This window comes from Kitasatospora sp. NPDC058478 (assembly GCF_042720345.1).
GTDB lineage: Bacteria > Actinomycetota > Actinomycetes > Streptomycetales > Streptomycetaceae > Kitasatospora.
This window is the reverse complement of sequence record NZ_JBHXML010000012.1, coordinates 102,452-127,406: the sequence shown is the minus strand read 5'-3', so window position 1 is coordinate 127,406 and position 24,955 is coordinate 102,452. Positions and strand designations below refer to the sequence as shown.

General features: G+C 68.0%; 33 protein-coding genes. All 33 read right to left on the bottom strand.

What is annotated here, in order from left to right:
• Positions 1–257 precede the first annotated feature (257 nt).
• Positions 258–710 (bottom strand): 50S ribosomal protein L15, encoded by a 453-nt coding sequence (gene rplO, locus ACFWPT_RS09670; RefSeq protein ID WP_376086152.1) that lies wholly within the window; start codon positions 708–710, stop codon positions 258–260.
• Between the two features lie 2 nt (positions 711–712).
• Entirely contained in the window at positions 713–895 is a 183-nt protein-coding gene (rpmD, locus tag ACFWPT_RS09665) for a 50S ribosomal protein L30 (protein WP_030251557.1), read from the bottom strand.
• Complete coding sequence (rpsE, locus tag ACFWPT_RS09660) at positions 895–1,518, bottom strand: 30S ribosomal protein S5 (protein ID WP_030055834.1); 624 nt, start codon at positions 1,516–1,518, stop codon at positions 895–897. Before rpsE ends, rpmD begins: the two co-directional genes overlap by 1 nt.
• Positions 1,519–1,566: 48 nt before the next feature.
• Positions 1,567–1,950 carry a 50S ribosomal protein L18 gene (gene rplR / locus ACFWPT_RS09655; RefSeq protein WP_030280785.1) on the bottom strand — a complete coding sequence of 128 codons (384 nt, stop codon included), beginning with the start codon at positions 1,948–1,950 and terminating at the stop codon, positions 1,567–1,569.
• A gap of 3 nt (positions 1,951–1,953) precedes the next feature.
• Positions 1,954–2,493 carry a 50S ribosomal protein L6 gene (gene rplF / locus ACFWPT_RS09650; protein ID WP_063348971.1) on the bottom strand — a complete coding sequence of 180 codons (540 nt, stop codon included), beginning with the start codon at positions 2,491–2,493 and terminating at the stop codon, positions 1,954–1,956.
• Positions 2,494–2,515: 22 nt separating this feature from the next.
• On the bottom strand, positions 2,516–2,923 hold the full coding sequence (rpsH, locus tag ACFWPT_RS09645; RefSeq protein WP_030055831.1) for a 30S ribosomal protein S8: 408 nt from the start codon (positions 2,921–2,923) through the stop codon (positions 2,516–2,518).
• A 270-nt stretch (positions 2,924–3,193) separates the two neighbouring features.
• A complete protein-coding gene (locus tag ACFWPT_RS09640) occupies positions 3,194–3,379 on the bottom strand; it encodes a type Z 30S ribosomal protein S14 (RefSeq protein ID WP_030393303.1) in 186 nt (61 codons plus the stop codon).
• Between the two features lie 4 nt (positions 3,380–3,383).
• On the bottom strand, positions 3,384–3,953 hold the full coding sequence (gene rplE, locus ACFWPT_RS09635) for a 50S ribosomal protein L5 (protein WP_030393302.1): 570 nt from the start codon (positions 3,951–3,953) through the stop codon (positions 3,384–3,386).
• Positions 3,953–4,264, bottom strand: a complete 312-nt coding sequence (gene rplX / locus ACFWPT_RS09630) for a 50S ribosomal protein L24 (protein ID WP_030055828.1) — start codon at positions 4,262–4,264, stop codon at positions 3,953–3,955. The genes rplE and rplX overlap by 1 nt, the downstream gene beginning before the upstream one ends.
• Before the next feature lie 15 nt (positions 4,265–4,279).
• A complete protein-coding gene (gene rplN, locus ACFWPT_RS09625; RefSeq protein WP_030393301.1) occupies positions 4,280–4,651 on the bottom strand; it encodes a 50S ribosomal protein L14 in 372 nt (123 codons plus the stop codon).
• A 102-nt stretch (positions 4,652–4,753) separates the two neighbouring features.
• Positions 4,754–5,026: a 30S ribosomal protein S17 gene (gene rpsQ / locus ACFWPT_RS09620; protein WP_030055826.1), complete on the bottom strand. Its 273-nt coding sequence runs from the start codon at positions 5,024–5,026 to the stop codon at positions 4,754–4,756.
• A complete protein-coding gene (gene rpmC / locus ACFWPT_RS09615; RefSeq protein ID WP_063348970.1) occupies positions 5,026–5,250 on the bottom strand; it encodes a 50S ribosomal protein L29 in 225 nt (74 codons plus the stop codon). Before rpmC ends, rpsQ begins: the two co-directional genes overlap by 1 nt.
• The gene (rplP, locus tag ACFWPT_RS09610) at positions 5,250–5,669 is read right to left on the bottom strand and encodes a 50S ribosomal protein L16 (RefSeq protein ID WP_030055824.1); all 420 of its coding nucleotides are present in this window, start codon (positions 5,667–5,669) and stop codon (positions 5,250–5,252) included. The genes rpmC and rplP overlap by 1 nt, the downstream gene beginning before the upstream one ends.
• Before the next feature lie 5 nt (positions 5,670–5,674).
• The gene (rpsC, locus tag ACFWPT_RS09605) at positions 5,675–6,499 is read right to left on the bottom strand and encodes a 30S ribosomal protein S3 (protein WP_063348969.1); all 825 of its coding nucleotides are present in this window, start codon (positions 6,497–6,499) and stop codon (positions 5,675–5,677) included.
• Complete coding sequence (gene rplV, locus ACFWPT_RS09600; protein WP_030055822.1) at positions 6,499–6,846, bottom strand: 50S ribosomal protein L22; 348 nt, start codon at positions 6,844–6,846, stop codon at positions 6,499–6,501. The genes rpsC and rplV overlap by 1 nt, the downstream gene beginning before the upstream one ends.
• A gap of 50 nt (positions 6,847–6,896) precedes the next feature.
• Positions 6,897–7,178, bottom strand: a complete 282-nt coding sequence (rpsS, locus tag ACFWPT_RS09595; protein WP_030055821.1) for a 30S ribosomal protein S19 — start codon at positions 7,176–7,178, stop codon at positions 6,897–6,899.
• Positions 7,179–7,189: 11 nt separating this feature from the next.
• Positions 7,190–8,026 carry a 50S ribosomal protein L2 gene (gene rplB / locus ACFWPT_RS09590; protein WP_063348968.1) on the bottom strand — a complete coding sequence of 279 codons (837 nt, stop codon included), beginning with the start codon at positions 8,024–8,026 and terminating at the stop codon, positions 7,190–7,192.
• 43 nt (positions 8,027–8,069) lie between these two features.
• The gene (gene rplW, locus ACFWPT_RS09585; protein ID WP_063348967.1) at positions 8,070–8,390 is read right to left on the bottom strand and encodes a 50S ribosomal protein L23; all 321 of its coding nucleotides are present in this window, start codon (positions 8,388–8,390) and stop codon (positions 8,070–8,072) included.
• Positions 8,390–9,067, bottom strand: coding sequence for a 50S ribosomal protein L4 (gene rplD, locus ACFWPT_RS09580; RefSeq protein WP_063348966.1), 678 nt, complete (start codon positions 9,065–9,067; stop codon positions 8,390–8,392). Before rplD ends, rplW begins: the two co-directional genes overlap by 1 nt.
• 4 nt (positions 9,068–9,071) lie before the next feature.
• Complete coding sequence (rplC, locus tag ACFWPT_RS09575) at positions 9,072–9,719, bottom strand: 50S ribosomal protein L3 (RefSeq protein ID WP_063348965.1); 648 nt, start codon at positions 9,717–9,719, stop codon at positions 9,072–9,074.
• Positions 9,720–9,733: 14 nt separating this feature from the next.
• Positions 9,734–10,042, bottom strand: a complete 309-nt coding sequence (gene rpsJ / locus ACFWPT_RS09570; RefSeq protein ID WP_012785157.1) for a 30S ribosomal protein S10 — start codon at positions 10,040–10,042, stop codon at positions 9,734–9,736.
• A gap of 421 nt (positions 10,043–10,463) precedes the next feature.
• Positions 10,464–12,284 carry a hypothetical protein gene (locus ACFWPT_RS09565; protein ID WP_380369554.1) on the bottom strand — a complete coding sequence of 607 codons (1,821 nt, stop codon included), beginning with the start codon at positions 12,282–12,284 and terminating at the stop codon, positions 10,464–10,466.
• 333 nt (positions 12,285–12,617) lie between these two features.
• The gene (locus tag ACFWPT_RS09560) at positions 12,618–13,511 is read right to left on the bottom strand and encodes a glycosyltransferase (protein WP_063348963.1); all 894 of its coding nucleotides are present in this window, start codon (positions 13,509–13,511) and stop codon (positions 12,618–12,620) included.
• Positions 13,512–13,945: 434 nt separating this feature from the next.
• Positions 13,946–14,323, bottom strand: coding sequence for a DUF2304 domain-containing protein (locus ACFWPT_RS09555; RefSeq protein WP_063348962.1), 378 nt, complete (start codon positions 14,321–14,323; stop codon positions 13,946–13,948).
• A complete protein-coding gene (locus tag ACFWPT_RS09550) occupies positions 14,320–15,009 on the bottom strand; it encodes a glycosyltransferase family 2 protein (protein WP_063348961.1) in 690 nt (229 codons plus the stop codon). The genes ACFWPT_RS09555 and ACFWPT_RS09550 overlap by 4 nt, the downstream gene beginning before the upstream one ends.
• A gap of 103 nt (positions 15,010–15,112) precedes the next feature.
• Positions 15,113–16,447, bottom strand: a complete 1,335-nt coding sequence (locus tag ACFWPT_RS09545; protein WP_380480776.1) for a hypothetical protein — start codon at positions 16,445–16,447, stop codon at positions 15,113–15,115.
• 124 nt (positions 16,448–16,571) lie between these two features.
• Positions 16,572–18,638, bottom strand: coding sequence for a hypothetical protein (locus tag ACFWPT_RS09540; protein WP_380369561.1), 2,067 nt, complete (start codon positions 18,636–18,638; stop codon positions 16,572–16,574).
• A gap of 182 nt (positions 18,639–18,820) precedes the next feature.
• Complete coding sequence (locus tag ACFWPT_RS09535) at positions 18,821–19,252, bottom strand: GtrA family protein (protein ID WP_063348958.1); 432 nt, start codon at positions 19,250–19,252, stop codon at positions 18,821–18,823.
• Positions 19,249–20,238, bottom strand: coding sequence for a glycosyltransferase family 2 protein (locus ACFWPT_RS09530; RefSeq protein ID WP_380369563.1), 990 nt, complete (start codon positions 20,236–20,238; stop codon positions 19,249–19,251). Before ACFWPT_RS09530 ends, ACFWPT_RS09535 begins: the two co-directional genes overlap by 4 nt.
• Before the next feature lie 175 nt (positions 20,239–20,413).
• Entirely contained in the window at positions 20,414–21,607 is a 1,194-nt protein-coding gene (gene tuf / locus ACFWPT_RS09525) for an elongation factor Tu (RefSeq protein ID WP_063348956.1), read from the bottom strand.
• A gap of 236 nt (positions 21,608–21,843) precedes the next feature.
• Positions 21,844–23,949: an elongation factor G gene (gene fusA / locus ACFWPT_RS09520; RefSeq protein ID WP_380480774.1), complete on the bottom strand. Its 2,106-nt coding sequence runs from the start codon at positions 23,947–23,949 to the stop codon at positions 21,844–21,846.
• Positions 23,950–23,988: 39 nt separating this feature from the next.
• On the bottom strand, positions 23,989–24,459 hold the full coding sequence (gene rpsG, locus ACFWPT_RS09515; RefSeq protein ID WP_030055803.1) for a 30S ribosomal protein S7: 471 nt from the start codon (positions 24,457–24,459) through the stop codon (positions 23,989–23,991).
• A 2-nt stretch (positions 24,460–24,461) separates the two neighbouring features.
• Positions 24,462–24,833, bottom strand: a complete 372-nt coding sequence (gene rpsL, locus ACFWPT_RS09510; protein ID WP_014144289.1) for a 30S ribosomal protein S12 — start codon at positions 24,831–24,833, stop codon at positions 24,462–24,464.
• Positions 24,834–24,955 lie beyond the last annotated feature (122 nt).

Sequence of the window (24,955 nt, the reverse complement as noted above, 5' to 3'; positions counted from 1 at the left end):
ATGGGAGTTTTGGCGGTACGGGCTCCCGTACAGACGGCACAGGCGAGCCTACGCGCAGCCTACAAGGGAACTCCACGGACTCTAACAGTGCGCAGCCACTCGGAAGAAGCGCGTACCGCCCCTCCCCCACTCACGGGGTACGGGATGCCCGGGTTTGCCACACAAAAGAACGAGGACACGTCAACGGAATGCCCGGAAAACGCGCGAGCCCCGCACCTCCCGAAGGAGGTGCGGGGCTCGCACGGAAGTCAGCGGGCTCAGACGAGCTCGGTGACGGTACCGCCCGCGGCGGTGATCTTCTCGGCGGCGGAACCGGAGACGGCGTCGACCGTCACCTGCAGCGCAACCGAGATCTCGCCGGTGCCGAGCACCTTGACGAGGGAGTTCTTGCGAACCGCGCCCTTGGCGACCAGGTCCTCGACGGTGACCTCTCCACCCTGCGGGTAGAGCTCGGCCAGCTTGTCGAGGTTGACGACCTGGAACGTGATCTTGAACGGGTTCTTGAAGCCCTTCAGCTTCGGCAGGCGCATGTGGAGCGGCATCTGGCCACCCTCGAAGCGCTGCGGAACCTGGTAGCGGGCCTTGGTGCCCTTGGTACCACGACCGGCGGTCTTACCCTTGGAGGCCTCACCACGACCCACGCGGATCTTGTCGGTCTTGGCACCCGGGGCGGGACGCAGGTTGTGGATCTTGATCGGGTTGTCGCCCATGATCAGTCCACCTCCTCAACCGTCACCAGGTGACGGACCGTTTGGGCCATCCCGCGGATCTCGGGACGGTCCTCCTTCACCACGACGTCGTGCATGCGCTTGAGACCAAGCGAACGCAGGGTGTCACGGTGATTCTGCTTGCTGCCGATGTACGACTTGGTCTGCGTGATCTTCAGGCGAGCCATCAGGCGCTCACCCCTGCAGCACGCGCCCGCAGCAGAGCAGCGGGAGCCACGTCCTCCAGCGGCAGGCCACGACGAGCGGCGATCTCCTCGGGGCGCACGAGGCCCTTCAGAGCAGCCACGGTGGCGTGCACGATGTTGATCGCGTTGTCCGAGCCGAGCGACTTCGACAGGATGTCGTGAATGCCGGCGCACTCCAGGACGGCGCGCACCGGACCACCGGCGATAACACCGGTACCGGGGGCGGCGGGCTTCAGGAGCACGACGCCGGCGGCCTTCTCACCCTGGATCGGGTGCGGGATGGTGCCCTGGATACGGGGGACCTTGAAGAAGTTCTTCTTGGCCTCCTCAACACCCTTGGCGATGGCGGCCGGAACCTCCTTCGCCTTCCCGTAACCGACACCCACGGTGCCGTCACCGTCGCCCACCACGACCAGCGCGGTGAAGCTGAAACGACGACCACCCTTGACAACCTTGGCGACACGGTTGATCGCGACAACGCGCTCGACGTAAGCGGTCTTCTCGACGGCGGGGGCGTTGCCCCGGTCGTCACGCTTACGGTCGCGCCGCTCGCCACCGCCGGTGCCACCGCCGGCGCCGCTACCGCGGCGCTGGGGTCCAGCCATTGGAATTACCTCTCTCGATTACGTCCGTCGACTGAGTCGACGAGCGGCTTAGAAGTCGAGCCCGGCCTCGCGAGCCGCGTCCGCCAGGGCGGCGATGCGGCCGGCGTACCGGTTGCCCGCGCGGTCGAAGACGACCGACTCGATGCCGGCGGCCTTGGCGCGCTCGGCGACCAGGCTCCCGACCTTCTTGGCCAGCTCGGTCTTGTCGCCCTCGGCGCCCTTGATGGACACGTCGAGGGTGGACGCCGACGCCAGGGTGTGACCCTTGGCGTCGTCGATGACCTGGGCGACCATGTGACGGTTCGAGCGCGTCACGACGAGGCGCGGACGCACCTCGGTGCCGACGACGCGCTTGCGAACGCGGATCGCGCGGCGCTTGCGAGCGGCGCTCTTGTAGGCGTTGCCCTTGCCGATCTTGACAGAGACGCTCATCGCTTACTTACCACTCTTTCCGACCTTGCGGCGGATGACCTCGCCCGCGTACTTGACGCCCTTGGCCTTGTACGGGTCGGGCTTGCGCAGCTTGCGGATCTTCGCGGCGACCTCGCCGACCTTCTGCTTGTCGATGCCGTCCACGTGGAACTTGGTGGCCGACTCGACGACGAAGGAAATGCCCTCAGGGGCCTCGACCAGGATCGGGTGGCTGTAGCCCAGCTGGAACTCCATGTCGGAGCCCTTCGCCAGAACTCGGTAGCCGACACCGCTGATCTCCAGCGACTTGCGGTAGCCCGCGGTCACGCCGGTGATCATGTTCGCCACCAGCGTGCGGGAAAGGCCGTGCAGGGCCTTCGACAGACGCTCGTCGTTGGGGCGGGTGACGAGCAGCGTGCCGTCCTCGCCCTTACCGATCTCGATCGGCGCGGCGACAACGTGGGTGAGGGAGCCCTTGGGGCCCTTCACCGAGACCGCCCGGCCATCGATGGTGACGTCCACGCCAGCGGGGACCTGGATGGGCAGCCGTCCAATGCGCGACATTGCTGTACCTCCGTTTCCCGAATTACCAGACGTAGGCGAGAACTTCTCCGCCTACGCCCTTCTTGGCGGCCTGCTTGTCGGTGAGGAGACCCGAGGACGTGGAGATGATCGCCACGCCCAGGCCGCCGAGCACCTTCGGCAGGTTGGTGGACTTTGCGTAGACCCGCAGGCCCGGCTTGCTGATCCGCTTGATGCCAGCGATCGAGCGCTCACGGTTGGGGCCGAACTTGAGCTCGATGGTCAGCTTCTTGCCGACCTCGCCCTCAACGGGCTCCTCAACCTTGTAGGAGGAGATGTACCCCTCCTGCTGCAGGATCTCGGCGACGTGCGCCTTGATCTTGCTGGCCGGCATCGCCACGGAATCGTGGTACGCCGAGTTAGCGTTACGCAGACGCGTGAGCATGTCTGCGATGGGGTCGGTCATGGTCATGATGGCCTCAGGCCTCTCTCGCCGTGGTTTCTCCGCGCCAGGTCCCCCCGCCGCACTCCGAGGAGTGCGGCAGGGGCACAGACGCAGGGGACCTGCGGCGTCGTAAGACTGGGTGCGAGCCCTCCGAAGAGGGTCGACGGCAGCTATGGAGCTCCCGCGACAGGGGGCCCGACCTCACTACCCTACGGGATTCCGTACGCAGCCCCAAAAAAGGGGCGCTGTGGGGTCGGGCACACCTGCTTCGCTATGGCATTACCGCGAGGTCCTGGACTACCAGGAGCTCTTGGTCACGCCCGGCAGCTCGCCGCGGTGCGCCATCTCACGAAGGCAGACACGGCAGAGGCCGAACTTGCGGTACACCGAGTGCGGACGGCCGCAGCGCTGGCACCGGGTGTAGGCCCGGACGCCGAACTTCGGCTTGCGCTCGGCCTTCGCGATGAGGGACTTCTTCGCCATGTGGTTACGCCTCCTTGAACGGGAAGCCCAGAGCGCGCAGGAGCGCCCGGCCCTCGTCGTCGGTCTGGGCGGTGGTCACGACGGTGATGTCCATACCGCGCTGACGGTCGACCTTGTCCTGGTCGATCTCGTGGAACATGACCTGCTCGGTCAGACCGAAGGTGTAGTTGCCACGGCCGTCGAACTGCTTCGGGGAGAGGCCACGGAAGTCACGGATACGCGGCAGGGCCAGCGACACCAGACGGTCCAGGAACTCCCACATGCGGTCACCGCGGAGGGTGACGTGGGTGCCGATCGGCTGGCCCTCACGCAGCTTGAACTGCGCGATGGACTTGCGAGCCTTCGTCACCGCCGGCTTCTGACCGGTGATGGCGGTGAGGTCGCGGATCGCGCCCTCGATCAGCTTGCTGTCACGGGCGGCCTCGCCGACACCCATGTTGACGACGACCTTGACCAGGCCGGGCGTCAGCATGACGTTCTCGTACGAGAACTGCTCCTGCAGCTGACCCTTGATCTCGGAGTTGTAACGCTCCTTGAGACGGGGGGTCACCTTCTCAACAGTCGTCTCAGACATCAGATGTCCTCACCGGTTCGCTTGGCAACGCGGATCTTGTTGCCCTCGTCATCGAAGCGGTAGCCAACGCGGGTGACGACCTTCTTGCCGTCCTTCTCCACGACCAGCTGGACGTTGGAGACGTGCACCGGGGCCTCGACGGTGACGATGCCACCCTGAGTGCCCGGGCCCGGCTTGGTGTGCTTCTTGACCCGGTTCACACCCTCGACCAGGACCTTGTTCTCAGCGGGCATGGCCTGAATGACCTTGCCCTGCTTGCCGCGGTCCTTGCCGGTGATGACCTGAACCAGGTCACCCTTCTTGATCTTCATGCTGTTCGCCATGGGTTAGAGCACCTCCGGCGCAAGCGAGATGATCTTCATGAACTTCTTGTCACGCAGCTCGCGGCCCACCGGGCCGAAGATGCGGGTACCACGGGGGTCACCATCGGTGTTCTTCAGAACGACCGCGGCGTTCTCGTCGAAGCGGATGTACGAGCCATCCGGACGACGACGCGACTTCACGGTACGGACGACGACGCACTTGACGACGTCACCCTTCTTCACCGAACCGCCGGGGATCGCGTCCTTGACGGTCGCGACGATGACGTCCCCGATGCCGGCGTAGCGGCGACCGGAACCACCGAGAACGCGGATGCAAAGGATTTCCTTCGCGCCCGTGTTGTCGGCGACTCGCAGTCGCGACTCCTGCTGGATCACAGCTTTCTCCTGATCGTCAACGAGAGCTGACGGGCCGGCCGCTGCTCACACCAGCGCCCGCGAGGGGCCTGGTGCACATACGGCCGTACCGCATCAACTTCGTTACTTGGCCTTCTCGAGGATCTCGACGACGCGCCAGCGCTTCGTCGCGGACAGCGGGCGGGTCTCCGCGAGGAGGACCCGGTCGCCGATGCCGCAGGCGTTCGCCTCGTCGTGCGCCTTCAGCTTGTTCGTACGGCGGATGACCTTGCCGTACAGAGCGTGCTTGACGCGGTCCTCGACGGCGACGACGACGGTCTTGTCCATCTTGTCGCTGACGACGAGACCCTCACGGGTCTTGCGGAAACCGCGCGTCTCGTTGGTGTTCTCAGTCATCAGGCGTTCTCCACCGTCTCGATGCCCAGCTCGCGCTCGCGCATCAGGGTGTAGATCCGCGCGATGTCCTTACGGACGAGCTTGAGCCGTCCGTGGTTGTCGAGCTGCCCGGTCGCCGCCTGGAAGCGGAGGTTGAACAGCTCCTCCTTGGCCTCACGGAGCTTGGCAACGAGACCCTCGTTGTCCAGCTCGCGGAGGTCAGCAGCCTTGGTGCCGGCCGACATCAGCTCTCACCTGCCTCGCGCCGGATGATCCGGCACTTCATCGGGAGCTTGTGAGCTGCGCGGGTCAGCGCCTCACGAGCCACCTTCTCGTTGGGGTACGACAGCTCGAACATGACCCGACCCGGGTGCACGTTCGCGATCCACCACTCGGGCGAACCCTTACCGGAACCCATGCGGGTCTCGGCCGGCTTCTTGGTGAGCGGACGGTCCGGGTAGATGTTGATCCAGACCTTGCCGCCACGCTTGATGTGACGGGTGACGGCGATACGAGCGGACTCGATCTGCCGGTTCGTCACGTAGGCCGGGGTGACGGCCTGGATGCCGTACTCGCCGAAGGCGAGCTCGGTGCCACCCTTGGCAGCGCCACGGCGCTTGGGGTGGTGCTGCTTGCGGTGCTTGACCCGACGGGGGATCAGCATTGGAGTCAGGCCTCCGTTCCGGTGTTCTCGGCAGCCGGAGCCTCCGCGGCCGCGGCCGCGGGGGCCTCGGACGCGGCGGGGCGACGGCCGCGGCCACCGCGCTCGCCACCACGGCGCTCGCCACCGCGGGCGGGACGACCACCCTCGGGACGGGCCGGGCGGTTGCCCGAGCGGGCAGCGGCGTTCTCAGCGCGGACCTCGGCGATGTTCTTGACGTCGCCCTTGTAGATCCAGACCTTCACACCGATGCGGCCGAAGGTCGTCTTGGCCTCGAAGAAGCCGTAGTCGACGTTCGCGCGCAGGGTGTGCAGCGGCACACGGCCCTCGCGGTAGAACTCCGAGCGGCTCATCTCGGCGCCGCCGAGACGACCGGAGCACTGGACCTTGATGCCCTTGGCGCCGGACTTCATGGTGCCCTGCATCGACTTGCGCATGGCACGGCGGAAGGAGACGCGGGAGGACAGCTGCTCCGCGACGCCCTGAGCCACGAGCTGGGCGTCCAGCTCGGGGTTCTTGACCTCGAGGATGTTCAGCTGGACCTGCTTGCCGGTCAGCTTCTCGAGGTCGCCGCGGATGCGGTCGGCCTCGGTGCCACGGCGGCCGATGACGATGCCGGGGCGGGCGGTGTGGATGTCAACGCGGACGCGGTCGCGGGTGCGCTCGATCTCGACCTTGGAGATGCCGGCGCGCTCCATGCCCTTCGTCATCATGCGACGAATGGCAACGTCTTCCTTGACGTAGTCCTTGTACAGCTTGTCGGCGTACCAGCGGGACTTGAAGTCCGTGCTGATGCCGAGGCGGAACCCGTGCGGGTTAACCTTCTGGCCCATTACCGGGTCCCTTCCTTGCTGCTGACGACCACGGTGATGTGGCTGGTCCGCTTGCGGATCCGGTAGGCACGACCCTGCGCACGCGGACGGAACCGCTTCAGGGTCGGGCCCTCGTCAACGTACGCCTCGCTGATGACGAGGTCGTCCACGTTGGAGTGGTTGTAGTTGTGCGCGGCGTTGGCAATGGCGCTGTCGAGCACCTTGCCGACGGGCACGGTGGCGGCCTGCGGAGCGAAACGCAGGACGGCCTGGGCCTCCGTGGCCGGAAGGCCACGGATGAGGTCCACCACGCGGCGGGCCTTCATGGGCGTGACGCGGATGTACCGCGCCTGGGCCCTGGCTTCCATGGTTGTCCCCTTGCTGGTGTAAGTCATTGAGTCGGTAATCTCGCTGGCGACTAGCGACGCTTCGACTTGCGGTCGTCCTTGACGTGACCGCGGAAGGTACGCGTCGGCGCGAACTCGCCGAGCTTGTGGCCGACCATCGACTCGGTGACGAACACCGGGACGTGCTTACGGCCATCGTGCACCGCGATCGTGTGGCCGAGCATGGCCGGGAAGATCACGGAGCGACGGGACCAGGTCTTGATGACGTTCTGGGTACCCGCCTCGTTCTGCGCGTCCACCTTCTTGAGAAGGTGGCCGTCGATGAAGGGGCCCTTCTTGAGACTGCGCGGCATCTGACCTGCTCCTAGCGCTTCTTGTTGGTCTTGCGGCGGCGCACGATGAGGGCGTTCGAAGCCTTCTTCGGGCTACGAGTGCGACCCTCCTTCTGGCCCCACGGCGAGACCGGGTGGCGGCCACCAGAGGTCTTACCCTCACCACCACCGTGCGGGTGGTCGATCGGGTTCATGGCGACACCACGCACGGTCGGGCGAACGCCCTTCCAGCGCATACGGCCGGCCTTGCCCCAGTTGATGTTCGACTGCTCGGCGTTGCCGACCTCGCCGACGGTGGCGCGGCAGCGCGCGTCCACCAGGCGGATCTCACCGGAGGGCATGCGCAGGTGCGCCATCTTGCCCTCACGCGCCAGCAGCTGGATGCCGGCACCGGCGGAGCGGGCCATCTTGGCACCGCCACCGGGACGCAGCTCCACCGCGTGGATGGTGGTACCGACCGGGATGTTGCGCAGCGGCAGGTTGTTGCCCGGCTTGATGTCGGCGCCAGCGCCGTTCTCGATCCGGTCACCCTGCGCGATGCCGCGCGGCGCGATGATGTAGCGCTTCTCGCCGTCCGCGTAGTGCAGGAGCGCGATGCGCGCGGTGCGGTTCGGGTCGTACTCGATGTGCGCGACCTTGGCCGGCACGCCGTCCTTGTCGTGACGACGGAAGTCGATCACGCGGTAGGCGCGCTTGTGCCCGCCACCCTGGTGGCGAACGGTGATCCGACCGGCGTTGTTACGGCCGCCCTTGCTGTGCAGGGGGCGAACCAGCGACTTCTCCGGCGTGGACCGCGTGATCTCTACGAAGTCGGCCACGCTGGAGCCACGACGGCCCGGCGTAGTCGGCTTGTACTTGCGGATGCCCATTTGGCTCTCTCGTCCTCGTCCTTATCGACGATCACGATCTCCGTTAGGAGACCGGACCACCGAAGATGTCGATGCGGTTGCCCTCAGCCAGCGTCACGATGGCGCGCTTGGTGTCCTTGCGCTTGCCAAAGCCCGTCTTGGAGCGCTTGCGCTTGCCCTGACGGTTGAGCGTGTTGACGGACTCGACCTTGACCGAGAAGACCGCCTCGACGGCCTGCTTGATCTGGGTCTTGTTGGCACCGGGCGACACGACGAACGTGTACTTGTTCTCGTCGAGGAGCGAGTAGCTCTTCTCCGAGATGACCGGCTTCACCAGGACGTCACGGGGGTCCGTGAACGTCTTGCTCGTGATCTCTGCAGCCATCAGGCGGCGCTCCCTTCGAGCTCGCCCTCAGCAGCCACGGCCTTGGCGGACGCGGCGGGACCCGCCACGAAACGCTCGAAGGCGGCCTGGGTGAAGACCACATCGTCGGAGACGAGCACGTCGTAGGTGTTCAGCTGACCGGCGTCCAGGATGTGCACGTGCGGCAGGTTGCGGGCGCTCTTCAGACCCAGCTCGTCGGCACGCTCGACGACGAGGAGGATGTTCTTGCGCTCGGTGATCTTGCCGAACAGACCCTTGGCGGCCTTGGTCGACGGCGCCTCGGCCGCGATCACGTCGGTGACGACGTGGATGCGGTTGTGGCGGGCCCGGTCGGTGAGCGCACCGCGCAGGGCGGCGGCGATCATCTTCTTCGGGGTCCGCTGCGAGTAGTCGCGCGGCACGGGACCGTGCACGACGCCACCGCCGGCGAACTGCGGGGCGCGGGTCGAGCCCTGACGGGCGCGGCCGGTGCCCTTCTGGCGGTACGGCTTACGGCCGCCACCGCGGACCTCGGCACGAGTCTTGGTCTTGTGGGTGCCCTGACGGGCCGCAGCGAGCTGCGCCACGACGACCTGGTGCATCAGCGGAACGCTGACCTTCGCGTCGAAGATCTCGGCCGGCAGCTCGAGGCTGCCGGTCTTGTCGCCCGAGGGCGACAGGATGTCAATGGTGCTCATATCCTCACAGCCCCTTCGCCGCGGTGCGGACGAGGACGAGGCCGCCGTTCGGACCCGGGATTGCGCCCTTGATCAGGAGCAGCCCCTTCTCCGCGTCAACGGCATGGACGGTCAGGTTCTGGGTGGTCACGCGCTCGTGGCCCATCCGGCCGGCCATCCTCATGCCCTTGAACACGCGACCCGGGGTGGCGCAGCCACCGATCGAGCCGGGCGAGCGGTGCTTGCGCTGCACACCGTGACCGGCGCCGAGGCCCCGGAAGTTGTGGCGCTTCATGACACCGGCGAAGCCCTTGCCCTTGGAGGTGCCGGTCACGTCGACCTTGACACCCGCCTCGAACAGCTCCGCGGTGATCTCCTGGCCGAGGGTGTACTCGGACGCGTCCGAGGTACGGAGCTCGACCAGGTGGCGGCGCGGGGTGACACCGGCCTTGGCGAAGTGGCCCGCGAGGGGCTTGTTCACCTTGCGGGGGTCGATCTCGCCGAAGCCGATCTGGACGGCGTCGTAGCCGGCCGGACTGTCAGCGGTGTGGACCTGGGTCACGACATTGGGCCCAGCCTTGACGACGGTCACCGGAACGATCCGGTTGTTCTCGTCCCAGACCTGGGTCATGCCGAGCTTCTCGCCCAGGATGCCCTTAATCTGCTTAGCCATCTTCGGTGCGCCTCTCAGAGCTTGATCTCGATGTCGACGCCAGCCGGCAGGTCGAGACGCATGAGCGAGTCAACCGTCTTCGGCGTGGGGTCGAGGATGTCGATCAGACGCTTGTGAGTACGCATCTCGAAGTGCTCGCGCGAGTCCTTGTACTTGTGCGGCGAGCGGATGACGCAGTACACGTTCTTCTCAGTGGGCAGCGGCACCGGGCCTGCGACCTGCGCACCAGTTCGGATCACCGTCTCGACGATCTTCTTCGCCGAGGAATCGATGACCTCGTGGTCGTAGGCCTTGAGCCGGATGCGGATCTTCTGTCCCGCCATGGCTACTCAGTAGTCCTTTGTCCTTAGTCACTGCACGACCACCCTCCGACCCCCGCGCTCGGGCGTGTCGCGCTCGCGCTTGCAAAAAACCGGCGAAAAGCTCGTCGGTTTCAAACTTTCGGGGTGGGGGGGGCCGGGCCGAGGCCCCGCATGCACTTCCCGGAAGATTCCCGTACTTTCGCCCCGCAGCTGCCGTGGCGTCGACTTCACGCTTAACGGCCATCACGGGAACGACGAGTACCTGGGACTCGCTTCCAGTCCTCCCGGCGGGAGGCGCACAGCATCGGCAACTCAACCGAGCAACTTGGACATACTGCCACATGGAGCAGCCCGGATGCCAATCGGGGCCGGTGAGGTCGCCCTCACCGGCCCCGATCGGGTGACCGTCCTCACCCGCGGCGCGCACCGCCGCGGACCCGCGTCACCAGGGTCGCTTGCTCCCGCAGGTCAGCGCCCACTCGTCGCCGGTCACGTTGGCGCACCACAGCTGACCCTTGTCGGGCTCGTTGTTGTACTCCTTGAGCTCCTTGTTCACCGGCGCGCAGTCGGTCGGCCCGGCCGGGTCGTACTTCGGGCACTTGCCGTCGCGGTTCACCAGGATGTGGGCGCGCCAGGCGTCCGCGCCCATGTCGATGCCCTTGGCCCCGGCGACCGGCACGTACTCGGGCTTCGTGGTCGGCATGTAGCGGTCCGCCGACCAGGAGGCGGCCATGGTGGCGAACAGCGCCACCGCGCAGACCGCGCCGGCGACCAGCCGGCCGGTGACCGCGGGCCGCAGGGTGAGCGGCGCCGGCCGCCCGACGGCGGCGACCCGCTGCACCGTGCGCAGCCAGCCGGCGCCCCGCTGGACGAGGAACATCAGGCCGAGCACCGCGAGGATCATCAACGCGTACAGGATGATCCAGGTCGTCCGCGGGTACAGCTGGATGGACTTGGTCTGGGCCATCTGGGAGGCGAACCAGAAGCGCAGCAGCCAGGCGCTGATCAGGGTGGCCGTCACGGTCCGGACGGTGATGCTGCGCAGCCCGAGGCCCAGCGCCAGCGCGACCCCGGCGAGCAGCAGCAGGGTGTAGGCGCTCTGCCCAGCGAGCTCACCGTGCCACGGGAAGTCGTGGTAGTTCAGGTCGCCGTTGCGGTCCGAGGCCCAGCCCATGATGTACGCCGGGTCGATGTACACCGAGAGGTACGCGTACCGGTCCTTGGCCTGGGCACCCAGCCGCACCAGCTCGTACAGCAGCGGCGAGCCGACCACGCCGGCGCTCACCAGCGTCACGCCGAGGAACAGCAGCACCCGCTTGATCCGGGCGGCGCCCTGGCGCCACGGGATGACGAACAGCGTCAGGACGAGGACGCCGGGCGCGGCCCAGACGAACCAGCCCGAGTACCAGAGGAACATCAGGCCGAACGAGACGCCGAAGCCGAGGCCGCGCAGCACCGTGGACCGGGTCGACAGCTCGTGCGACCGGCGCAGCTCCCGCAGGGCGGCGGCCAGCATCGGCACCATGACCAGCATCGTGACGTGGCTGTACGGCCGGATCGGGTCGAGGAAGAGGATCGCCGACGGGACGGCGATCAGCAGCGCCCAGACCGGCCGCAGCATCAGCCGCCAGGAGAGGTACGCCATCGGGCCGACCAGTGCGCTGCAGATCAGCTGGACGTCCTTCATGGCGTAGCCGACGCCGCCGACGCCGCCGTAGAACAGCTTCGACCAGACCGCCAGCAGCGCCGGGAAGCCGGGCGGGTAGACCCCGGGCAGGCCCTTGCCGCGCAGCATGTCGTTGGCCATGCCCATGAGGTTGCCCGGGTCGCCCTCCTGACCGCCGAGGCCCCACTGGGTGCCGTTCAGCGCCACCGCGATCCCGCCCGCGACCGCGCCGGTGGCCAGTCCCGCGACGGCCGCGCAGACCAGCCGCTGGGCCAGCTGGTACCGGGCCAGGCTGCCCCGGTAGGCGGCGTACAGCAGCACCGCCAGGATCGGCAGGCCCACGATGGCGGCGTACTTCTGGAGCATGGCCAGACCGCTGACCTGGCCCACCCGGTTCAGCGGGTTGACGTCGATGCGGGTGCAGAGCAGCGCGAAGCCGAACGCCGCCACGATCGAGACCAGGGCCTCGGCCGAGCGGACCGCCCAGGGGCGCTCCAGCAGGCCGTCGAGCCGTCCGGGGCGGGGCGCGATCGCGCCCTCCGGTTCGAGCGACCCCTTGCGGGAGCCGCCGACCGGGCTGGTGGCCAGATCAGTCATGTCAGTCACTTCCGTGCAGTGGCCACGTCCGATGAGTGGCGAAGAATGGCGCAGTGGACCGGCGATCAGCGGCCATCATAGGGCGCTTACCAGAAGCCGAGGCCTCGGGCAAGAACCCCGTTCCGGCCGTGTCGGGGCTGGGGCGTGGTGGTTCAGCAGGATCCGCCCGGTCGGTCGTCGGTGCTCCCCATGAGCATCCCCTCACCCATCCAGAGCCCAGCGGCCGACCGAAGCGCTTACTCCCGCCCCGTCGAATTCGGCCGGGCGCCTCGGGGGCGCCGTGACCCGGGGGCGTCCGGCCGGCTGCCGGCACCGCCCTCGGACCCGCTCGGGTCAGCTGCTGCGGACCGCGCGGCCGACCATGGCGCCGGCGTGGGAGAAGTCACCCGCGCCGAGCCGGCCGGCGGCGACCATCAGGGCGTGCAGGCGGGACGAGAGGTGCAGGTCGGCCGAGCGCGCAGCGTTGGTCCAGCCCTTGGCGCGCAGTTCCTTGGAGATCAGCGAGTAGTACCGCAGCTCCTCGTCGAAGCGCTTGCCGTCCTTGACCCGGTTCGAGGAGTCGCTGGCCTGGTGGCGCCGGTAGCGGAACACCTCGCGCTCGTCGACCAGCAGGTTGCCGCCCTCCATCAGCATGTCGACCATGAACGCCAGGTCGTGGATGGCGTCGATGTCCGGGCGGTACGGGATCTTCGACAGCGCGGACTGGCGGTAGGTGAGCGACGGCGTGTACAGCCAGTTGCCGGACAGCAGGCTCTTCACTGCGGCCTCGCCGCTGATCACCCCGGCCTTGCGGGCCGGCGCGCTGATCCGGCGCTTGACCTTGTCGCCGATGCCGAGCGAGGGCACCAGGGTCCCGTCGCTGTCCATCACCCGCACGCCCGGCTGGACGGCGATCGCGTTCGGGTCGGCCCGCAGGCGCTCCAGGACGACGTCCAGGTAGTCGGGCTCCAGCAGGTCGTCGGCGCCCATCATCGAGACGAACTCGCGCTCGGCCAGGGTGGAGGCCTTGTAGGTGTTGCCGTTGGGCCCCAGCCGCTCCGCGTTGCGGATGTACCGGATCCGCTCGTCGTTCAGGCTCTCGATGTACTGGGGCGCCCGGAAGCCCGGGTACTGGTCGTCCACGATGGTCAGCCGCCAGTCCTGCTGGTGCTGGGCCCGGATGCTGTCGATGGTGGCGAACAGGTACTCCGGATCGCCGTAGTACGGGATGACGAAATCGACGCTCATGACGGCGCCGCACCTCCTGGTCCTGGATCACGCTTCGGTGCCGCCCGGCCGCGGCCAGCGGGCGCCCCAAGTCAACCAGCTTTGCCGGGCCCGTGCGTCAGCCGGTCGGCCCACACCGGCTCCGGGGGGCGGAGATCGGGTGTACAGAGGCCGCCAATCGGAAATTCTGGCACAAGGAAATACGCCCACCGGGCGGCCGGGGGATGAATGAACTCGGTAATGTCCGGATTTTCCGGAGCCCAAAAAGGCGGCACCTATTGGCGCCCCCTTCTTCCACAACGGATGAACGGGCGTCACCGTTCGGCTCGGTGGCCGACGGTCGACGGGATCGTTCGCCGGCCTCTCCGGCGGCACGCTCGCCCGCACGGCTGAGGGCCGGCACCCCGTCGGGGGTGCCGGCCCTCAGGCCTCGTGCCCTGTCGCGTGGAGCGCGATCAGTGGTCGGAGCCGACCGGAGCGTCGAGGCGGTCGTTGTTGTGGCGGACGCCCTCGGTGATGGCGACCGTACGGGCCAGGTCGGTGAGCTTCTTCTCCAGCGACCGGAAGCGCAGGTAGGTGTTGAGCGTCAGGAAGCCCATGGCGATGACCATCAGGTAGAGCACCAGGTCCGTGCCACGGCCGACGCCCAGCGCGGTGGCCAGCTTGGTCACGCCGGCCGGCCACAGGATCGCGATGACGTTGGCGACGACGAAGAGCGAGAAGGCGATGCGCTTCCACGCCCGGGTGTTCGCGGCGTCCCAGCGCCGGACGAACAGGAGGGCCATGCCCACGGCGGCCAGGACGAGGATCAGCTGGATCCAGAGGTGATTCATCGGCGGTTACGCTCCCGCAGCGAGATGTCGAAGAGGATGTTCACGCCGTTGATCAGGGACTGGCCCTTGGCGCGCGAGTAGTCGGTGTAGAGGATGTCCACCGGCACCTCTGCCACCCGGAGGTCCGAGCCGGCGAGGAAGGAGACGATCTCCGAAGCGTGGGCCATGCCGTTCATGGTGATCCGGATGCGGCTGGCCGCCTCCCGGTTCATCACGCGCAGACCGTTGTGCGCGTCGGTGAGCTTGAGCTTGCGGGCGGTCGGGCTGACCGCGGCGGCGGTGCGGAGCACGACCCGCTTGATCCACGGCACCTGGCCGGTCTGCTCGATGAAGCGGGAGCCGAGCACGATGTCGGCCTCGTCCTGGCGCAGCAGCGCCACCATCTTCTCCACGTCGGCGGTCTGGTGCTGGCCGTCCGCGTCGAAGGTGGCGAAGTACTCGGCGCCCTCCTGCTCCAGCGCGTACTTCAGGCCGGTCTGCAGCGCTGCGCCCTGGCCCAGGTTGACCGGGTGCCGCACCAGGTGGGCGCCGGTCGTCATGACGTGCTTCGCCGTGTCGTCGGTGCAGCCGTCGTCGATCACCACGATGTTGGGGAAGGTCTTGCGTGCCCCCTCCACGACCTCGGCGATCACCTGGCCTTCGTTGTAGGCCGGGATCACCAGCCAGACGTTGTCATAGTCGGACACAGGGGCTCCATGCTTGGCGAACGGCACGGCGTCGCGTGCCTCGGTCTGTCTGTCGGTGGTGATCACGGGCGTCGTCGGCCAATCACAGTCCGGTCCCCCACCGTCACGAGGTCCGCAGCGGTTCGGCCGCGCTCCTGCTGTCCAGCCCGGAGTGCCCGGAGGCGGCGGGGCTGGAGGGGAACGCGCGGTACAGCGCCCACAGCATCAGGACGGCGCTGACCAGCGCGCCGGCCAGGTACGCGAGCTCGGCACGGAGACCGACGTCGCCCGGGGAGAGGGCGACCACAACCAATGCTACGGAACCGGCCGTCCAGCCCACCAGCTGTCGGCGGTGCTGGGCGCTCGACATCAGCGCCTGGCCGAAGACCGTCGCGAGGACGTAGCAGAGCGTGCCGAGGACGAGCCAGGTGAAGTCCAGCGGGTTGAGCAGGTCCTTGGCGTTGAAGAGCAGCGGGTTGAGCCAGGCGCCGAGCGCGATGACCGGCAGCCCGCCGCCGATGCACATGGCGGCGACGATCGCCGTGGTGCGGGTCAGCACCTTGCGGAACCCGGCGTGGTCGCCGGCCGCGGTGGCACCCGAGAGCGCGGAGACCATGGAGGCCTGGAGGGCGCTGTAGGCGAAGAGCGGCACGCGGGCCATCACCACGGCCTGGCCGAGGGCGAAGACCAGGGCGTCGGACGCCTCGGAGTGCTTCGGCGCGAGCAGGCGCACGCAGACGACGGTCGCGTTCACCACCAGCTGGCTGAGCATCACGGAGCCGATCAGCAGGCCGAGCCCGCTGGTGAGCTGGCGCCAGGACACCTCCGGCCCGGGGGCGCGGTCGGCGAGGATGCCGCGCAGGCCGATCAGCGAGGCGGCGACCGGGGCGACCACCAGGATCAGGCCGAAGGCCAGTGCCGAGTGCAGCCCGAGGACGGCGGTCAGCGCGGCCAGCCCGATGCGCAGGGCACCGTCGACGGCCAGCTGGGTGCCGTAGGGGCCGAACAGCCCGAGGCCGGCCAGCGCACCGCGGGAGACCGAGCTCACCGCGAGGCCCGCCATGCCGCCGGCGAGGGCCACCACGAGGGTCCGGTCGCCGCCGAACAGCTGGTCGGCGATCGGGCCGGCGGCGGCCGCCAGCACGGCGCAGGCCGCGGCCAGGATCGCCAGGGCGAGCAGCAGCATCCGCCGTACCGCGGGCAGTGCCCCCGCCCCGGACACCTTGCGGGCGGCGACCAGCCGCGTCAGCTCCAGTTCGACGGGCTGGAACAGGCCCCACCCGACGGACATCACGATCGTCCAGAGCATCGTCACCCTGGCTGCGCCGGCCGTGCCCAGGCTGTAGCCCACGAGCGCCATGTAGACGTACGCCGAGGCCCCGAGCACGACCGTCCCACCGACCACGAGCCGGGCCCCCGGGGGTAGCACCCCGAGCAGCTTGGCGATCGGGTTCTTCATCACATGATCACCGAATTAACCGGCCGACCTTGCCACACGTCTCCGCACGAGGCCGGCCCGGCCGTGCGATTGCTGTGAATAGTAGCGGGTAGCCGTGAACGTCCGATGACGGTGGGCCCCACCCTCAGACCCCCGGGAAGGTACGGGACCACGGCTCCGTCCACAGGTTCTGAGGATCGCTCAGCACCGTCACCGTGACACCCTGCGCCGCCAGGTCCCGCTTGATCCGGTCGCCCACGGAGCGGTCGGCGGTCAGGATGGTCGGCGGGACGGGCGCGGCCGGGAGCTTGTCGATGGCTCCCTTGAGGCGGCCCAGAGACTTCTGGTAGTCCTCCTCCTTCACCTGGGGGCCGCCGATGGACACCCAGTGGATGTCGTACAGCGCCGTCATGTCGCCCCCGCGCCGGTTCAGCAGCGAGGCGAGCCAGGTGGCCTTGAGGTTCTTGTAGTCGTCGTTGGCGAAGAGCGCGATCACCGGGCCCTTGCTCGATATGTCGAGCGCCTGCGCGCCCTTGGGGCCCATGTCCCCCTTGAACTCGCCGCGTCCCCAGGCCACCAGCGGGTTGCCGGACCAGGCGGACGGGTTGTCCTTGGTGGTCAGGAAGCCCCACTGCACGTTGGCGAAGAGGCTGAGCGCGGCGGCGACGGCGAGGCCGGATATCGCCAGCTCGCCGAGGCGGCTCGGCAGCGTGCGGCCCGTCCCCCGGTACGGGCTCTGCAGCATGGCCCCGACGGCGCCGAGGGATATCAGGCTGACCACGACGCCCACGGCCGTCATCTTGTGGAAGTAGTACGAGTACTTGCCGATGGTGTGCAGCTGGTAGGCGGCGAAGGCGCTGAGCAGCCCGCCGGTGCCGAGCAGGACCGCGAGGTGCGCCTGGCCGACGGCCGTCCGGCGGTTGCGCGGCATGACCGCGGCCAGCAGGCCGAGCAGCCCGCCGCCGATGAGTATGGAGCGGTCGGCCCCGACGCTCGGGCCGTTCATGTTCGAGGCACCGGCCACGTCGAGGTTGCCCAGCACGGACAGGACGCTCGGCAGCGCGGCCACGCCCAGCGCGCACGCCAGCGCGCCGGCGGTCCACCACCAGCGCCCGGCGAACTTGCGCCGGTGCGCCACCAGCGCGCCCAGCAGTGCCACGCCGACGAAGGCGCCGTAGATGTTGTACGCGTAGGTGACGGTGATCAGCCCGGCCGACGCGGCCAGCACGAACTCGGTGGTGCCCATCGCCGGCCGGATCATCACGGCCAGCGCGAGTGCGATCAGCAGCAGCCCGATGAAGGTCGAGTCGAAGCCGTGGACCATCAGGTCCATGTAGTTGCTCGCGAACATGATCGCGCCGACGGTCGCGCACACCGCCGCGCAGCGCCAGCCGCGCAGCCGCGGCCCGCCGATCCACCGGGCCGCCCAGACCAGTGCGGCGCAGAACAGCGCGTACCCCACCAGCAGGTACAGGAAGTACCGGTTCATGGTGTAGAGCATGTCGCCGGAGTCGGCGGCGGAGTGGACGAGGGTGTCCGTCCAGGCCAGCAGGAAGTGGGAGCCCTGCGGGTACGTCACCTCGGACGGCGGTATCAGGTAGGACCGGGCCGCCTCCTGGTGGAGGAAGTTGAAGCCGCCGACGTTCTGGATGCCGGAGAAGAAGGAGAAGTGCGCGAGCCGGTCCTCCGACGTGGCGAAGTAGGCGACCCGCTCGGCCGCCGACGTTCCCGCGATCGGGTGGAACAGGTAGTGCCAGACGCCGTAGCCGGTGCCCAGGACCAGCAGGTCGGACCAGCGGAAGCGCAACGGCAGGCGCGGGCCGCGTCGGGCGGCCCAGGCGGCGACCGTCACCACGCTGAACATCAGGCCGCTGGTGGCGACCGGCGAGAGGCCCCACGGCCAGAGCGAGAAGAGCAGGCCGAACGTCAGCACCGAACCGGCGAGCACCAGCCCGGCGACGAACAGCCGGTCGAGCAGCACGCCGCCGACCCGGAGCACGGCGGCTATGGAGAACAGCAGCAGCGGCAGCAGCAGGACGCCCAGGTCCAGCGCGACCAGCCCGGTCGGCACCAGCCAGGACAGGGCCAGCCCCCCGGCCAGGACGAGCGGGTTGCGCCTGGACCGTCCACTGGTGATCGGCTCGGGCGGCGGCCCCGGCGGTGCGGTCGGACGTTGAAGCTCGCGCTCAGGCGAGGAATGTACGGTCGACACGGTGCCGTGCCCCTTCGGTCAAGTCCCTGCCGCCCGTCTCCCCGGCCGGGTGCGGACTTCCACTACCGTCAGCGGGCAGGCTACGAGCCACAGCATACCGAGGGGCCCGTCGGCACGACGGGCTGAGGGGGCCGGGTGGACGGTCCGCGAACGGCCGGTAACGGGCGCCGTCGAGCGCCGGTTCAGCCCCGGAAGACCCAGATCTTCAGCAGCACGAACCGGGCCACCGTGGCCAGGCCGTTGGCGGCGACCAGTCCGGCGACCTCCACCGGCCGGGAGGCGTTCGGCGCCACCTGGTCCAGCAGGGCGAGCACGCCCGCGCTGAGGCCGAGCCCGATCAGGAAGGCCACCGCGCCCTGCAGCTGGTGCCGGACCATGCCCTGCGAGCCGGTGACCCCGAAGGTGAAGCGGCGGTTGGCCGCGGTGTTGGCCACCGCGCTGACGGCCAGCGCGATCAGGTTCGCCGCCTGCGGGTCGGTGAACCACCGCGCGGCGACGAACAGCGCCAGGTAGAAGACGGTGCTGAGCACGCCGATGACCAGGAAGGACGGCAGCTGGCGGCGGGTCGACGGGGCCGGCTCGGCGGGCTCAGCCGGTTCCTCGGTGACGGTCACCGGCCCGGGCCCCGCGTGTCGCCGTGCGCCGCGTCGTCCTGCGCCGGTTCGTCGTCGGCCGAGTCGTAGCCGACGAAGTAGGTCGGGCGGGCCTGCACCGCCGAGTAGATCCGGCCGACGTACTCCCCCAGCAGTCCGACGCAGATCAGCTGCACGGCGCCGATGAAGAGCATGCCGATGAACAGCGAGGACCAGCCGGGCACGGTCGCACCGAGCGCGTACGAGAGGGTGGTGTAGACCGCGAGGGCCAGGCAGACCACGAAGCTCACCAGGCCCAGCCAGGTGGCCAGCCGCAGCGGGGCGGCGGAGAAGTTGGTCACGCTGTCCAGTGCGAGCCGGACCATCTTGGACAGCGGGTAGTGGGTGCCGCCGGCCACCCGCTCCTCCCGGACGTACACCACCTCGCCGCTGGGGAAGCCGAGCCACGGCACCAGCAGCCGGTAGACGGGCTGGTGCTCGGGCAGCTGCTTGAGGGCCTCCACGGCCGCGCGGCTGAGCAGGCGGAAGTCGCCGGCCTGGTTGGGCATCCGCTTGCCGACCAGCTTGCGCATCAGCCAGTAGTAGGCGCCGGCCGTCCGGCGCTTGAAGGCGGTGTCGGTGGCGCGGTCCCCGCGCACGCCGTAGACGACGTCGAAGCCCTGCTCGCGGGCCAGGTCGAGCATCTCCGGGATCTTCTCCGGCGGGTCCTGGAGGTCGGCGTCGATGCTCACCACGTAGTCGCCGCGCGCCCGGTGGATGCCGGCGGTGAGCGCGGCCTGGTGTCCCGAGTTGCGGGCGAAGCGGACGATGCGGAACTCCGGCCAGTCCTGCCGGACCTTCTGCAGGACGACGGGGGTGGCGTCCGTACTGCCGTCGTCGACGCCCACGACCTCGTAGTCGACCCCGAGCCCGTCCAGGATCGGCCGCAGCCGCTCCACGGTCAGCGGGAGCGCCTCCTGCTCGTTGTAGATCGGCATCACGACCGACAACAGTGGTGCCGTTGGCATGCGTTGGATCCCACTTTCCGCGACGGCGGGCTGGACGGTCGCCCGACAATAACAGCCGGCCATGAGCAGGCTGTGAGAGCGGGTGAAGGCCTGATGAAGGCCGAAGGGCTCCGCACACCTGGGTGTGCGGAGCCCTTCGGTTCGCCTGTGCGGGACAGACAGGTCAGAACATCAATTACTTGATGATCTTGGTGACCTGGCCGGCGCCCACGGTGCGGCCACCCTCACGGATGGCGAACTTCAGGCCCTCCTCCATGGCGATCGGCTGGATCAGCGCGACCGTCATGGCGGTGTTGTCGCCCGGCATGACCATCTCGGTGCCCTCGGGGAGGGTCACGACGCCGGTCACGTCCGTGGTACGGAAGTAGAACTGCGGGCGGTAGTTGTTGAAGAACGGGGTGTGACGGCCACCCTCGTCCTTCGACAGGATGTAGGACTGGGCCTCGAAGTCGGTGTGCGGCGTGACCGAACCCGGCTTGATGATGACCTGGCCGCGCTCGACGTCCTCGCGCTTGATGCCACGGAGGAGCAGACCGACGTTCTCACCGGCCTGGCCCTCGTCGAGCAGCTTGCGGAACATCTCGATGCCGGTGACCGTGGTGGTGGTCTTGGTCTCCTTGATGCCGATGATGTCGACAGTCTCGTTGACCTTGAGGATGCCACGCTCGATACGACCGGTGACGACGGTGCCACGACCGGTGATCGTGAAGACGTCCTCGATCGGCATCAGGAACGGCTGGTCCACGGCGCGGGCCGGGGTCGGGATGGCCTCGTCCACGGCGGCCATGAGGCCGAGGAGCTTCTCGCCCCACTCCTTGTCGCCCTCCAGCGCCTTCAGCGCGGAGACGCGGACGACCGGCAGGTCGTCGCCCGGGAACTCGTACTCCGAGAGGAGCTCGCGGACCTCGAGCTCGACGAGCTCCAGGATCTCCTCGTCGTCCACCATGTCGGCCTTGTTCAGGGCGACGACGATGTAGGGGACGCCGACCTGGCGGGCCAGGAGGACGTGCTCCTTGGTCTGCGGCATCGGGCCGTCGGTGGCGGCGACGACGAGGATCGCACCGTCCATCTGGGCCGCACCGGTGATCATGTTCTTGATGTAGTCCGCGTGACCCGGGCAGTCGACGTGGGCGTAGTGACGCGCCTCGGTCTGGTACTCGACGTGCGCGATCGAGATGGTGATACCGCGCTGCCGCTCCTCCGGCGCCTTGTCGATCTGGTCGAACGGCGTGAAGGGGTTGATCTCCGGGTGAGCGTCGTGCAGCACCTTGGTGATGGCCGCGGTAAGGGTCGTCTTACCGTGGTCAATGTGACCAATGGTGCCGATGTTGACGTGGGGCTTCGTCCGCTCGAACTTCGCCTTCGCCACTGCAGTCCTCCTGAGGACAGTTCTGTACGCCGTGCTGACGTCAGTTGGTCTTTGATCGGGTTTGGGCCCGAGGTGCCGGAAGCACCTCGCACCGTCCCGCGGGGTGGGGGCCGGAGGCCCCCCGGGAGAATCCGACCGGATTCTCCCGGGACGCCTCCTAATAGCCTAAGGGTTCACAATCGTCCCGAAATATCGGGACGGCCGCGGCCTCGTAGGGAACCGGCTGGAGCCGGTCCTTACTCGCCCTTGGCCTTGGCGATGATCTCCTCCGCCACGGCCTTCGGAACCTCGGCGTACGAGTCGAACTGCATCGAGTAGCTCGCGCGACCAGAGGTCTTGCTGCGCAGATCACCGACGTAGCCGAACATCTCGGAGAGCGGCACCAGCGCCGTGACGACGCGGGCACCGTGACGCTCGTCCATGGACCGGATCTGGCCACGGCGAGAGTTGATGTCACCGATCACGTCGCCCATGTAGTCCTCGGGCGTGGTGACCTCGACGGCCATCATCGGCTCGAGGAGGACCGGCTTGGCCTTCCGCGCGCCTTCCTTGAACGCCATCGAACCGGCGATCTTGAACGCGAGCTCGGACGAGTCGACGTCGTGCGCCTGGCCGTCGAGCAGCTTCACGCGGACACCCTGCAGCGGGTAGCCGGCGAGGATGCCGAACTCCATGGCCTCCTGGCAACCGGCGTCGACCGACGGGATGTACTCCCGCGGCACGCGGCCACCGGTGACCTGGTTGACGAACTCGTAGCCCTCGGCCTGCTCGAGCGGCTCGATCGCGATCTGCACCTTGGCGAACTGACCGGAACCACCGGTCTGCTTCTTGTGGGTGTAGTCGATGCGCTCGACGGCCTGACGGATCGTCTCGCGGTACGCGACCTGCGGCTTGCCGACGTTGGCCTCGACCTTGAACTCACGCTTCATACGGTCGACCAGCACCTCAAGGTGCAGCTCGCCCATACCCGCGATGATGGTCTGGCCGGTCTCCTCGTCCGTGTTGACCTGGAAGGACGGGTCCTCCTCGGCGAGACGCTGGATGGCAACACCCAGCTTCTCCTGGTCACCCTTGGACTTGGGCTCGATCGCGACGCGGATGACCGGGGCCGGGAAGTCCATGGACTCCAGGATGACCGGGGCCTTCTCGTCGGACAGCGTCTCACCGGTGGTGGTCTGCTTCAGGCCCATGACGGCGACGATGTCGCCGGCGCCCACCGACTCGATCTCCTCACGCTTGTTCGCGTGCATGCGGTAGATCTTGCCGATGCGCTCCTTCTTGCCCTTCACGGCGTTCAGCACCGAGGTGCCGGACTCCAGGCGGCCGGAGTAGATCCGGACGAAGGTGAGCTTGCCCAGGTGCGGGTCGGACATGATCTTGAACGCCAGCGCGGCCAGGGGCTCGTCGTCCGAGGCCTTGCGGGTGATCTTGGTCTCCGGGTCGTTGGGCTTGGTGCCCTCAACCGACTCGATGTCCAGCGGCGACGGGAGGTACTTGACGACCGCGTCGAGCAGGGGCTGAACGCCCTTGTTCTTGAACGCGGTACCGCAGAAGATCGGCGTGAAGGCCGACTCCAGGGTGCCCTTGCGGATCGCCTCGTACAGCAGCTCCTCGGGGACGCCCTCGCCCTCCATGGCGAGCATCATCACGTCATCGCTGACGTTCGACACCTCGTCCAGGAGCATCTCGCGGTACTCGTTCGCCTGCTCCTGCAGCTCGGCCGGGATGTCGACGATGTCGTACATCTCGCCCTTGGCGGCCTCGGCGGACCAGACCAGCGCCTTCATGCGGACAAGGTCGACAACGCCCTTGAAGTCCGCCTCGGCACCGATCGGGAGCTGCATGACCAGCGGGGTCGCGCCGAGGCGGTCCACGATGGTCTTGACGCAGAAGAAGAAGTTCGCGCCCGTGCGGTCCAGCTTGTTGATGAAGCAGATGCGCGGGACGCCGTAGCGGTCAGCCTGCCGCCACACGGTCTCGGACTGGGGCTCGACACCGGCGACACCGTCGAACACCGTCACGGCACCGTCGAGGACGCGCAGCGAACGCTCCACCTCTACGGTGAAGTCGACGTGACCCGGGGTGTCGATGATGTTGATGGTGTTGTCGACGTCGTCGACCGTCCAGTGACAGGTCGTCGCGGCCGACGTGATCGTGATGCCGCGCTCCTGCTCCTGCTCCATCCAGTCCATGGTGGCAGCGCCATCGTGGACCTCACCGATCTTGTACGAGACGCCGGTGTAGAACAGGATCCGCTCGGTGGTGGTGGTCTTGCCCGCGTCGATGTGCGCCATGATCCCGATGTTGCGGACCCTGGCGAGGTCAAGGGAGGTTGCAGCCATGGTGGCTCGTTCTCTCTCTGTCTAGTGACGGGGTAGGGACTACCAGCGGTAGTGCGCGAAGGCCTTGTTGGACTCGGCCATCTTGTGGGTGTCCTCGCGACGCTTCACGGAAGCGCCCAGGCCGTTGCTGGCGTCGAGGATCTCGTTCATCAGGCGCTCGGTCATGGTCTTCTCGCGACGGGCGCGGGAGTAACCGACCATCCAGCGCAGCGCCAGGGTGCTGGCGCGGCCCGGACGGACCTCGACCGGAACCTGGTAGGTCGCGCCACCGACACGGCGGGACTTGACCTCGAGGGCCGGCTTGACGTTCTCCAGCGCGCGCTTCAGCGTCACGACCGGGTCCGAGCCGGTCTTCTCACGGACGCCCTCAAGGGCGCCGTAGACGATCCGCTCGGCGGTGGAGCGCTTGCCGTGCAGCAGGATCTTGTTGACCAGCTGGGTGACGACCGGGGAGCCGTAAACCGGGTCGATGATGACCGGGCGCTTCGGGGCGGGGCCCTTACGAGGCATTCTTACTTCTCCTTCTTGGCGCCGTAGCGGCTGCGAGCCTGCTTGCGGTTCTTGACACCCTGGGTGTCAAGCGAACCGCGGATGATCTTGTAGCGGACACCAGGAAGGTCCTTCACACGACCACCGCGCACCAGCACGATGGAGTGCTCCTGCAGATTGTGGCCCTCGCCCGGGATGTAAGCGGTGACCTCGATCCCGCTGGTGAGGCGCACACGGGCGACCTTGCGGAGAGCCGAGTTCGGCTTCTTCGGGGTGGTCGTGTACACACGCGTGCAGACCCCACGACGCTGCGGGGAACCCTTCAGCGCGGGAGTCTTGTTCTTCTCGACCTTGTCCTGCCGGCCCTTTCGGACCAGCTGCTGGATCGTAGGCACCGTTTCTCCGTTTTCTGTGTGCCAAGGCTTGGTAAAACTAACCTGCGGTGATCCCCCGCACACGGCCCCGTGGTCGACCCACGCGGTCGGGTGTGTTGGGCTTATTCCGACACGGAATCCCA